Origin of the sequence: Hymenobacter koreensis (assembly GCF_039541855.1) — a bacterium.
GTDB lineage: Bacteria > Bacteroidota > Bacteroidia > Cytophagales > Hymenobacteraceae > Solirubrum > Solirubrum koreensis.
The window spans coordinates 518,522-530,484 of sequence record NZ_BAABHA010000004.1 but is presented as its reverse complement, the minus strand read 5'-3'; the positions used below and the strand labels follow the sequence as shown (position 1 = coordinate 530,484).

Genomic DNA, 11,963 nt, shown 5'->3' with positions numbered 1-11,963 from the left:
GGATTCTGTGGGCCAACGTCACGCTCTGCTTGAATCGGTTTCCTTAATTCCCAAACAGGCTCTTAGTTTTGTACCTGCCCGTGGCGCAGATACTGTCAGAGCCTTATGTCCCGTCGTGTATTGGTTCGCTTCATATAATTGAAAGGTTTCATCTCAATTTCACCTGCCCCTAACAGGCGTGCCAGGCGACCAGTGCAAGACCATAGTCATACAGCTGCAGCGCGGCGAAGCCAAGCGTTGATTAGGTTTGATGATCATGCAACTGCTCCGGGCTGCGCTGAATCAAGGTTGAACCGCTTTCTATGGGGCTAGCATGGTAGACCCGGAGTTGCTGCGGTTGAACAATCTGCGGTACACAACCGCTTTGAGCAGCATCAGTGTCGGCTCAATGAGTAGGCGGATAACCAGTCTTGGAAGCATATTTGACAATTTTTATGTGCGTCAAGCAGCTCAGTAGCAAGCTCAAATTATTTAAAAACTTAAAACAGAACCCACGAGGTAATGGTGGTAGCCAACCAGAATGCCCTCGCCTCAACTAACATGAGGCATGGTTCAGCCACTGTGGCTACTGCATACACTCTTTACTAACCCCTGTAGCTTTCATTACCTAACACGAGCTATCTACTTTACTGGTATCACCAACGCTAACCCATTGATGTAGCTACTCTTTCGATGCATTGCCAAAAATCATAGTAGCATGTTCAATATTCTTTACCGACATTTCAAGCTGAGTTGCTAACACCTACCCTAGGTGTTGCCCACTAGACTTGTCTATATGCTTGCTCATCAGACCGATAGCGCTACGTTAAGCTTTTTCGATCCGCTTCCTCAGTCACTGCTGCCCAATCCACCCAGCTTTGCGGGCCACCAAACCTTTGCCTTACGCTCCTCCTGGCTTAAAAAAGGAGTCGATGCGCTGCTGAAGTACCCCACGCTGTTCTCTTCTGACGAAGCGCTGGTTCTGCTAGGCGTTGGCAAGAACATGGTCACCGCCATCCGTCACTGGCTGATTGCCACCGGTATGGCCGCACCCGTAGCCGAGCGCAGCTCTTACATGCTGCCGACTACCTTAGGCAACTACCTGCTGGCCGACGACGGCGCAGACCCCTACCTAGAGGACCCTGGTACGCTTTGGCTGCTACACTGGAAGCTATGCGGTCCTGGCAGCCAAGCCTACACCTGGGCGTACGCCTTCAACGTCTGGCGCGAGTGGGAGTGGACCCGTACTTCTCTGTCAGCGTCCGTACTGGCTGCCGCCCGCGCTAGTTCGTCCAAAACTCCTTCCGCTGATACCATTGAGCGCGACGTCAACGTATTCCTGCTGACCTACCTGGCTGCCGCCGAACGTAGCCAAAATGCCGAAGACGGACTCGACTGCCCCCTCCGGGAGCTGGGCTTAATTCGTCCCGGCTTCGGCAGCCAAGAGCAGTATACTTTCGCCGTGGGCCCCAAGCCCAGCCTACCACCAGCTCTGTTTGCTTGGGCTTTGCTAAACTTCTGGGATTGGAAGTACCCCGGCACAAGCACTATCGCCGCCCGTGATATAGCCTATGCTGAAGGCTCGCCAGGCGTGGTGTTCAAACTGGACGAAGACTCCGTGTTACGCTACCTCGATCAACTAGAAGAGCTAACCCAAGGGCGGCTGCGCTTCGAAGACACGCCGCTCGTGCGGCAAGTAGTTCGCACTTCCGCCGAAGCCCTGACTCCCGAAGCCTTGCTTCATTCTTATTACGCTGCCCAGCCAGTTGCCTAATTACATGCCTGATCTTACTTCGCCGCTGCTGGCCGAATACGTTTCTGTTAAGCCCCGCTTCGGGCGTTCCGTGCATTTGGAGCGAGACTTAGCCGCTCATGCTATATCCGACGGCTATTTCCTCACCACCTCGGCCCTTGAAGCTCTGCAAGGTGTGCTCCGGGCTCAAGCTACCCCCGCAGACCGCGCCCTGTCGCTCATTGGGCCTTATGGCGCCGGTAAAAGCGCTTTCGCTACCTATCTAGCCCGGCTGGTATCCGACACATCGTTCCGCGCTAGCGTAAAGCTGCCCGTTACGGTAGGCACCGTAGTACCCCAGTTGTTACCAGTACCGGTAGTGGGTGCCCGGTCCGCCCTGGCCCCGACGCTACTAACCGCCCTCCGGCACGCCCTCGAAACCGCGCCCGGCGCACCCGCAATACCGCAAGCGTTACTAACAGCCGAGAGCAAGCCCACGCCGCGCAACGTCGCGAATGCTTACCTGGCTGCTGCCGCAGCCGTAGCCGCTAGCGCCACATCGCAGGGTCTGCTGCTGCTCGTCGACGAAGCTGGCAAGTTCCTGGAGTACGCCGCCAACCACCCGCAGGAAGGCGACATATTCGTACTGCAAGAGCTAGCCGAAGCTGCCTCACGCGCCCCCCAGCATGGTCAGTTATGGGTCATCACCATAATGCACCAAAATGCCGAGGCTTACGCGCACCGCCTCGGACGTACGCAGCAAGGGGAGTGGGCTAAGGTGGCGCAACGCTTCCGTCAGCTGCCGTTGTTCCCGTCCGATGTAGAGCGCATGGACCTCATTGGTCGAGCTCTTGAGCATCAGCCTGCCCTATACCTTAACGGTACCTTCTCAGCGCAGCTGGCCCCGGTAATGAACCCAGCCGCGCACTTGCTGCCTACTGGCCTTGCCGACCGCTTTCCCGACCTGGCTCGTGCGGCATACCCACTGCACCCGGTCACCCTACTAGCCCTGCCTGCCTTGTTCCGTCGGGCCGGCCAAAGCCACCGCAGCGTCTTCAACTTCTTGGAAGGTCAGGAGAACAGTGCCCTAGGCCGCTTCCTGCAAGAGCAGGCCTTCGACGTTGCCGACCCCGCTTTCTTCCGCCTTGACCGCCTGTTCGACTACGGCCGCGATGTGCTGCTGGCCCACTATACCGGCCCCACCGCCCGGCCCTGGCACGAGGCGGTAGAGATAGTTGAGCAGTGCGTAACCAAGAACCCACCGCTGAGCGAGCTGGCTGTGCGTGTGCTTAAGTGCGTAGCATTGCTGAGTTGGCTACGCGAGTCTCGGTTGCCGGCTTCGGCTACGGTGCTGGCGGCCGCCCTTGGCCCCAACACGCCCGAAGCCATTGCCGAGCTCGAACGTCGCTCCCTCATCGTGTGGAGCCGGGCCCGTGGTAGCTTCCGCTTGTGGGAAGGCGGCGACGTAGACGTAGCTGCCGAACTTGCAGCCGCCCGCTCTGCCCTTACCGGCGACGTATTGATTGCAGCGGCCAATGACCCCGTGCTGTTCGCCCTGCCGCGCCTCGTTGCGCGCCGTCATGCTTTCCGCACCGGCACCTTGCGTCCAGTAGGAGTAGAGGTGCTGCGCCCCGAAGCTCTACTTAAGCGTGCTGCTGAGCGTCCGGCCGACCTGAGCGTGCTGCTCTGCTTAGCGCCCGACGATGCTACCGAGTTTCAGGCCATTGCCACGACGCAGAGCTTGGCTCAGCCCAACTTGCTAGTAGCCGTAGCTACGGAAACCGAAGCCCTGCGCGAAGCTGCTTATGACCTAGCTGCCGCCCGCGTCGTGCTCGAACACGTGCCTGCCCTACAAGGCGACCGTGCCGCCCGACGCGAGTTAGCCCTGCGCCGTCACGAAGCCGAAGTATTGTTCCGTTCCGAATGGAGCCGCCTGTTTGGCCCGGCTCTCGGCGCCGAGGTAGCCCTTACCTCGGAGGAGTCGGCCGCTGCCTGGTACACCCAGGGGCAGTCAGTAGCCCTGCCCGATGCGCGCTCTTTCAGCCGCCAGCTGTCCGTACTAGCCGACGCCACGTTCCCGCACACGCCAGTTTTGCGTAACGAGCTACTCAACCGCCGTCAGCTGTCTTCAGCCGGGGCCGCCGCTCGGGGAGCCTTGGTGAAGGCCATGCTCGACCGCGGTGAAGTCGAACGCCTGGGCTTCGTAGGCTTCCCACCCGAGTACGCCATGTACGCTTCGGTGCTGCACGCTACGGGCTTGCACTACGAGGTGGATGCCGATATGTGGGCTTGGCGTAGCCCTGCCGACACCCCCACCGACCAAGCCAACTTGCGTCCGGTTTGGAAGGCTATGGAGCGGTTGGTATTTAACTCTGCCCGCCCTATCGCGCTGCCCGACTTCTACGCGCACCTGCGCGCCGCGCCCTACGGCGTATCTGAAGGTATCCTACCCGTTCTAGTGGCTCTGTTCCGCCGCGTGTTCGCCGGCGACACGTCGCTGTACCGTGAAGGAAACTTCTTAGCTGAGGAGAAAGAAGCCGATTGGGAGTTACTCCTACGTCGTCCCGATATGTTTGCCCTAGCCGATAGCCGCGTAAGCGGTGCCCGCCGGGCCGTAGTGGAACGTATTGCTCAGTCTACCGGCGTTCAGCCCCAGCTAGTGCCCGTAGTTCGCCGTCTGTTGCGTATGCTCGATGGTCTATCCGAGTTTACCAAGCAAACCCGCCGCCTCCCCGAGGCAGCGTTGGCTCTACGCGATGCCTTCCTGGAAAGTAAAGCCCCCGAGCATCTGCTGTTCCACGCTGCACCGTTAGCGTTGGGGTTGCCTCCGTTGCCCGCCGATGCGTCCGCCGATTCCGCCCGCCTCGACCTATTCTTTGCTCGCCTCAACGAAGCTCTGCAAGCCTGGGGCGCTGCTTATCCTGCGGTGCGCGCCGAAGGCCGCGACGTGCTGTTGCGGGCCTGCGGCTTACCTATCGGTCCCGAAAGCTGGCTCGATTTGCACCAGCGTCTGCAACAGCTGCCTCACCCTGGGCCAACCCTCAATCCGCTCGTTTCGCGTTGCTCGTCCGACGACGCCGAAGCCGACCTCGACCGCGTACTAGCCCTGGTAGCCAACCGTCCTGTTGAGCGTTGGCGCGACGTTGATGTGGCAGCGTTACCCAGCTACGTAGCTCCCATTGCGTCTGCGCTGCATACGGCGTTTGGCTCCGAAGCCGCTCCGGGCGTTTCAGCTCCGCGCAAAGTGTCTATCACTCCGGCCGAGCGCAAGCAAGTGAAGCAGCTGCTGGTGCAGTTTGACACTATTGCCCGGCCGACTAGTGGCACTTCGGTACCTACGCACGTGCTGCGGGCCGCAGTGCTTCAGTGGCTCGATGAGCTAGAAAAACAATCTTAATTCCGAAGTATCGTGAACCTACCCAACTATACCGGCCCACTGCATCCTGAAGGCCAAAAGGTGCGCCATATTCTTTGCCTCTCCGGTGGTAAAGACTCTACTGCCTTGGCCCTTTACATGCGTGACAAAGTGCCTGTAATGGAATACGCTTTCGCCGATACCGGTGAAGAGCTGCCTGAAACCTACGATTACCTAGCGTTGCTTGAAGCACAGTTAGGTAAGAAGATTACTCGTTTAAATCCCGATAGACCGTTTCAACATCATCTGGATATCCGGAACGGCTTTTTGCCGTCAGCGCGTCAGCGCTGGTGTACGGAGCTACTGAAGATTAAACCTTTCGAGGCTTTTGTAGGTGACGACTTGGTTTATTCATACGTTGGCATCCGAGCTGATGAAAACCGTTCTGGCTACATATCGAGTAAGTCCAATATCATTCCTATCCTGCCCTTCAAGGATGATGGTTTAGGATATGACGATGTAATGCAGATTCTCAATGAATCGGGACTTGGACTACCCAAGTATTATGAGTGGCGTAGCCGTTCAGGCTGCTACTTCTGCTTCTACCAGCAACGCAATGAATGGGTAGGGCTGAAGGAACGTCACCCCGATCTTTTTGAGAAGTCTAAAGAATTTGAGCGCTTCGATGAGCAAACGGGTGCACGTTACACATGGAACCAGCGGGAAAGCTTAAGCGAACTAGAAAGTCCTGAAAGAATTGCACAGATCAAGGCTGATTTGCAAAAGCGCCTTGAGCGTCAGCAGAACTTTGTGCCAGTGAGCCTTTTAGACATATTAAGTGAGGAAGACGATAGTGAGGAGGGTTGCTTAATCTGTCATTTATAATAAACATGACAACCCAGCCATGTCTGATCTTGGATTATCATTCGGACGTACATTCCCTCTGATTCGATCAGAGGTTTCCGCGGTGCTACATGCTTGTTCTGAGGGACAAGATGTAGCGGATACAATGGTTGTAAATATTAAAATACCTGCTGCTAAAGGCTACTGTCGAAGGGCTGGTCTAATTAGTTCTGATTGGGCACCCACACAATTTGGGGAACAAGTATTATCTCATGATCCAAATTTAGTCAGGCCGGAAACGCTTTGGCTTCTGCATTATTTTCTCTCCGCTCCTCATTACTCAACGCCTAATTTCTGGGGTGACTTAGTTGTCCATAAGCTGGTCTTGGGTACTATTTTAAATATGGAATTGACAAGGAATAAAATAGCTGAATTCTCTTCTAAAACAGTCGAAAAGGAACAATCATTCTCTACTCTTGATTCAGCTGCAACATCCTTTTTAGGGACTTATTCTAAGAAAGTGTCTTTATATGAATTAGGCATTTTTCCCGAACGAAAGGATAAGTCAGGTGAGTACAAAGAACAATCTGGGTCGTATCAAATGAGTACTCCTTTGCCAATACCAGCCGCTGCATTCGCTTGCATTTTGGCTGACTATTGGCAAGCAAATTTTTCAAATACTGCGTCCATTGATGAGGAGCAGCTGACACAAAGTGACTTACCGAAAATCTTGTTATTGGGTGTCGATGGCTTTAATGCTAAACTCGCCGAACTAGCCGATCCACAGCGAGGCTTAGTGCAGCGCCAACGGCGTTTTAATCCACCTCAGTTATTACGCCGCTGGACTGATGCAGCTGCGCTCTGGGACTCCCTTTACGCTTAGCCTTATTTACGCCCGTGACAACTATCACTGCCTCCGATTCAGCTACTGCACCCTTGCCAGTTCGCTTGCTTATGGCTGGCTTGCGTCCGCCTTCTGCTCCGCGTGTACGCACTGCTCTGGTAGCTCTCAAACCGTCCGATTACGCCGAGGCTCCTACTACTTGGGCGCCTGGATTAGGTTTAGATAGCGTTCATCTGGGTCTGAACGTAGCCGACAAGTGCCAAGCGCACGGCCACATCAGCCTCGACCCCGCCCGCCTACTTAATTATTTGCTTGCCCTCTTGCCTGATCCTGACTCCCCCGAGCCACCTGATCCAGGTGTTTCCGGCGTTTGGGTATGGGGAGCCGATGCTCTTCTTGCGAAGCTTTCAGAAGCTGAGAGAGCTATTTTCTGGGAGCAATTTTTTGGTAAGCCTACTTACTTGCCACCCCTGGTTCTTGCATTGCCTTCCAACATGTTAGGGCGTTTCGGTCCCGCTAACCCCGCCACGACATGGGGGCCTCAGCGGTTCTTGCTGCTAGCATAATCAATAAGTCACTGGTTTCTTCACCTCCAACCTCCTTGGCTATCCTATGGCCTATTCTGTACACTCAATCACTACTGAAAACGCTCAAGCAGCCTTCGTCAGCGACGTGGCGCTCGACTGGTATCCCAATCACGTTAACAATGCGAACCTAGCCGGTTCATATTCATGGACGCGCCAACAAATAGGGGAGGAGCTACCTTCCCTAGGTGCTCTCAACCGCCTGCGCGAAGGGTTTGAGTCCGATGAAATTGCCAAAATCGGTAACCGACACCTCTGGGAAGCCATTTACGGGCACGGCAAATCCCACTTAGCCCTGGCACTAGCCAATTTCTTCGGTAAGCCTAACGGCTCCCCTGAAGTAGAAGCAATATTGTCGGCCATTAAACACGCAAAAGGCGATTACGAAGGCCTCAAAAACTTCAAGGCAAGCCGTAAGCCCTATCTGATTTTGCGCCTATTCGGTAACAAGCCTTACACTTTGGCTCAGGGTGTAGCACGCGGCCTCGAAAAGGCATTTGCCGAAAACCCGGATACCAAGCACATCGAGCTTGGACTTTGGTTTAAGCCAGCCGAAGAAGGACTCGCGGCTCTTTCCCAAAATCCCGAGCAGGTAGCCAAAGCCACTGCATTCCTGCAAACGCTTAACCCAGTTCTCTCCCTGCAGGACCTCCGTGACGACCTTAGCACACGTCGGGGCCAATACCGCGAGCAACTAAGTCAGATGGTGCATCACGTCACCGGGTTTCCGCCCGCATTTGGTGATACACTGGGGCCAAAGCAGATGATTGAAACCGTCGTCGATGAGTTTTGCGGCGAGGGCAAGCAATTTGAAGGTCTGCTCGTGCTATTCGACGAGTTTGGGCGATTCATCGATGACTACGCTCGCGAATACGATCTGCTCAGCAAAAACCAGCCCCTGCAGAACTTACTCGAAGGTGTTGCCAGCCGACTTAGTCGGGCGGCTATTGTAGCTTTCACCCAGGCTAACCCGGAGGGCATTGCTCGGCGTGTCATGGGGGCCAACGCAGCGCGGATTGAAGAAGTAAACAAAGAACTTACGCGCTTCCCTGACCCTCACCGCAAGGCGTTGGTGTCTCCTCTCGAGGCTGTGCTAGGCGACTTCCTTAAGCAAGACGTCAACAACTGGAATGCATTGCTCGATGATAACCCAGCTGCTGAAGCAGGGCTTGATGCGGCTATCGATATGACCAAGCTGTTGTTCCCAGCTCGTTATGCTAGCTGGACGGCTCAGCAGGTACAGGACCAGCTTGGGCGCGAGTGTTTTCCCTTACACCCTCTGACCACGGCTTTGCTATGCACCCTGGGTATTCGCGAAACCGTTTCTGCCAGACCCAGTTTGGGCTTCGTTCAAGAGGCTTATCGTCGCTTCGCTGATTACCCTGCCCTTACCGCCGATGGCACGCTGCAATTCATCTCCGCCATTCAGCTGGTAGCTTACTTCAAAGAGTCGTTAGCGAAGAAAGACGAGGATTGGAACCGCTACCTCAATGCTCTGCGCTTAGCCGATGCTAGTATTCCACAACTAGGTAAGTCAGACGTTGCGCACCTCAAGTCCGACGTGCTTGCGGCCATGTTTGTGCGTGAAACGGCTAACCTTACTATTGGTACCGGCATAACCGACCACGAAGGTATCATAGCAGCTCTGTGCGGCCACCCCCGTGCTGAAGTCGGCAAGGCCCTGCGTGAGTTGGCAGCCGATGGCCGTATTCAGCACGACCCAGCTGGCAAAAAGTATCTGTTTTGGAGTTTAAGCCAAGACGGTATGAAAGCCGGTCGTGCCCTAGCCGCTGAAACAGATCAACTAGTCGCCGACCCTATTGACTTTGCTAAAGCTCTAAGCGCGCAGCTGCCTACGCTCAACTACGCCGAAGAAGTGTCCCTTGGCAATCCTATCGATTGGGGTGCTCCCGTCCATATTGTACCTCGTGTTCTTTGGTCGCGAGACTATTTGCGTCAGCTGTTGCGTCGTTATCAACTCAATGCTGAGCGTACCTGGCTCGACACTAGCGTGCGGCGTGGCTACGCTGTGCGCCCTGTTGGCCACACCGATGACGACGTGGCTTGGTTGCGTGCCCATGCCCCGGCTGATTTTGAGGCCGTGCTGCAGGAGTTGGATTCGGCTTATCCACCTCCCGCGATTTTGATTTTGCCTCAAGAACCGCATGCGAGTCTGCTCCGGGTACTAGCGCAGCAGCACGTACTCAACAACTGGGGACCTGCGACCCGCGCCGACTTCGGCGAAAAACCCATCGAGCAGATTCAAGCTCAGACCGCCGAACAACGACAGGTTGAGATCGGCAAGCTACGTGACGAGGAAAAGAAGATAGCGGACTACCGAGTGCCTAGCGTGTATGCTCCTACTGTGAATGCCGCTTTTGCTACTATTCCAACGCCCTCATTGCGGGCTCTGCTCAAAGCTTGTTACGCACCAGCCTATGGCTGGCGCGCTCCGTACCTCGACGATGCGATGAGTAGTACTAGCTACCGTAAAGGGGTATGGACTGCTTGTGACTATTTGCGGCGCGACAAATTCATCGATTGGGAAGCAAACACCCGTGGCTCAGCTGGTGCACCTGCTCGCAAAGTATTCGACAAGGTTCTCATGGATTCGCCTACTACTTGGGCCGTAGTAGACAAAGGCTTGCGAGTTATTGATCCACGTCTTGATGTAGTGCAACGGGGTTGGCAGGTATTGGAAGATGCTGTGAAGGCCGGAACAAGTCCCGACGACCGCGTGTCGCTTCGTGAGCCCCTGCTCAAACTTCTCAATGCTCCTTATGGGTATGATTATTATGCTTTGGGACTACTGTTTTGCGCTTGGGCAGGCCGGCACCGCCGTACGCTAACTTTCTATCAAGGAGCTACAGGCCAACGCCTAAGCGGTGAGCAGTGGTTTACAGCTGAAACCAATTTTGAAAAGGTAATTGCTACACTACTTGGTACACTCAACCTGTATGCGGCCCGCGAGGACCAGGGCGTGGTTAATGAGCGTATCGAGTTGGTATTGCGCGAGTGGGAGGAACATAAATCCCTCGAATTCGCTGAGGCAATTAATCGTTTAGCTGAGTTGCAGGAATATGGTGTCAATGAGGCAAACGACCTCGCGCTGCGGGAGCGTGCCCAAGAAGCTGCTCCGCAACTAGCAGCTGCCATTCAGAAAATCCGGGACTACCACGCTCATCTCGACCGTACTTTAGAAGAACTGCCGGCGCTTACCGGCGCCCATACCGATGTCGTTCGTGTGGCAGTCAAACTCCTTTCGGAAGTTCGTGTGGGCGCTCCACAGGTCAGCGTGTTACCCGAACACCCGAACCATGCCGCACAGGTAGAAGCTCAAGTGTTAAATACGCTGCGTTCGTTAGTCACTGTCGCCAGTAATACTTACTCTTCCTCCCTTCAAGTCAACTCCATTGCTAAGTGTAAGGAAAATGCCAACCGCTTAGGAATAATCAAGCTGCACCTAACTGGTCTCGAAGATGAAGTTGGGCAAGCGAAGGTGGAGGATGCTTTGATCAGTGTTAATAACGCAAAAGCGCGGCTGGAGGAAGAAGAGCAAGACGCGGCCCTGCTAAGCCGTCTCAAAGAGCTAGAAAAGCTGCGCAACTTGGCAGATCTACGCCGAGCTTTGCTTGAAATAGAAAACCAATCAGCCTATTCTGATAAAGGTGTCAATGCACTTCAAACGACTGATGATGCAATTCAAGCCCGGGTTCTGCAGCTTGAGCAAGAGCTTGCATTGTATGTAGTTAAAGCAGGCCAACTGCCAGAGCACAAAGGCAAAAGCAATAAGGTGCTGCTCCGGGAGGTAGCGTCGCTGACGACTAGCCTGCAAAACAAGCACGCTCTATACCAACAGGCCGTACCTGAAGCGGATCAATACGAGGAAGCTTTGAAGTGGTGCAGCATCTGGACCAAAATTCTCGATGGATTAATCGACCTCGCCGACGAGGCACCTGAGAATTCAGGCGAGCTGCAAAAACTTCTGAAGAAGTACGACAAGCTTATACAGATTCCTGGCACCACTGAAACGCAGCAATCATTTGTTGGCGAAGCTAAACAGGCCGTAGAAGGAGCGTTTGCGACGCAAGTACAAGCGGCTGTGGATCTGCTTAGTGAGCTGATTGCTCGTAGCGAGCAAAAAGATCCTGCCGAGCCTACAGCGAAATTGGTTGCTGACTTGCGGGCGGCTGATGCGAAGACCTTTCACTTCCTACCAAAAGACGAGAAGCCCCGCCGGGATAAACTAGAGAAGGCGCTACAAAAACGCCTTGATGACGACCAAGTTGAGGACATAGCTGATCGGTTCAGCAAGATTAAAGATGCCAGTCAACGCGCCCGTTGTGTAGCACGGCTTCGCCAGTTGCTCGAAGAGCAAGTACTTGTTGAACTCGAGTAATTCATGAATTCTTCTTACGCGCCTCATTTGCTGTTGCTCGATCCTGCGGGTGATGCCCCCGTACCAGTTGGGTATGCAGTGGTCGAAACAGACGTTGCTTGGCTTCGGGCTACTGTTGATGTTACTGGTTTGGTTGCGCCCAAAGTATTGGTGCGTGGGTCAGAGCGGTGCAAGTGGGCCTACAAGTGGTGGAAGGCCCGCGGGGGTGATGTAGTGGAGTGCACTTC

Annotated in this window: 5 protein-coding genes; all 5 read left to right on the top strand. The window is 54.9% G+C overall.

What is annotated here, in order from left to right:
- Positions 1-775: 775 nt before the first annotated feature.
- Positions 776-1,753 (top strand): DUF4007 family protein, encoded by a 978-nt coding sequence (locus ABD903_RS11090; protein WP_345224173.1) that lies wholly within the window; start codon positions 776-778, stop codon positions 1,751-1,753.
- 4 nt (positions 1,754-1,757) lie between these two features.
- On the top strand, positions 1,758-5,108 hold the full coding sequence (locus ABD903_RS11085) for a hypothetical protein (protein ID WP_345224171.1): 3,351 nt from the start codon (positions 1,758-1,760) through the stop codon (positions 5,106-5,108).
- A gap of 12 nt (positions 5,109-5,120) precedes the next feature.
- Positions 5,121-5,951: a phosphoadenosine phosphosulfate reductase family protein gene (locus tag ABD903_RS11080; protein ID WP_345224169.1), complete on the top strand. Its 831-nt coding sequence runs from the start codon at positions 5,121-5,123 to the stop codon at positions 5,949-5,951.
- Positions 5,952-5,970: 19 nt separating this feature from the next.
- Entirely contained in the window at positions 5,971-6,792 is an 822-nt protein-coding gene (locus ABD903_RS11075; protein WP_345224168.1) for a DUF4007 family protein, read from the top strand.
- A gap of 573 nt (positions 6,793-7,365) precedes the next feature.
- Positions 7,366-11,736: a hypothetical protein gene (locus ABD903_RS11070; protein ID WP_345224166.1), complete on the top strand. Its 4,371-nt coding sequence runs from the start codon at positions 7,366-7,368 to the stop codon at positions 11,734-11,736.
- Positions 11,737-11,963 lie beyond the last annotated feature (227 nt).

Coding starts and splice junctions, on each gene's coding strand:
- ABD903_RS11090 (WP_345224173.1), top strand. CDS start 776: ATGCTTGCTCATCAGACCGATAGCGCTACGTTAAGCTTTTTCGATCCG.
- ABD903_RS11085 (WP_345224171.1), top strand. CDS start 1,758: ATGCCTGATCTTACTTCGCCGCTGCTGGCCGAATACGTTTCTGTTAAG.
- ABD903_RS11075 (WP_345224168.1), top strand. CDS start 5,971: ATGTCTGATCTTGGATTATCATTCGGACGTACATTCCCTCTGATTCGA.
- ABD903_RS11070 (WP_345224166.1), top strand. CDS start 7,366: ATGGCCTATTCTGTACACTCAATCACTACTGAAAACGCTCAAGCAGCC.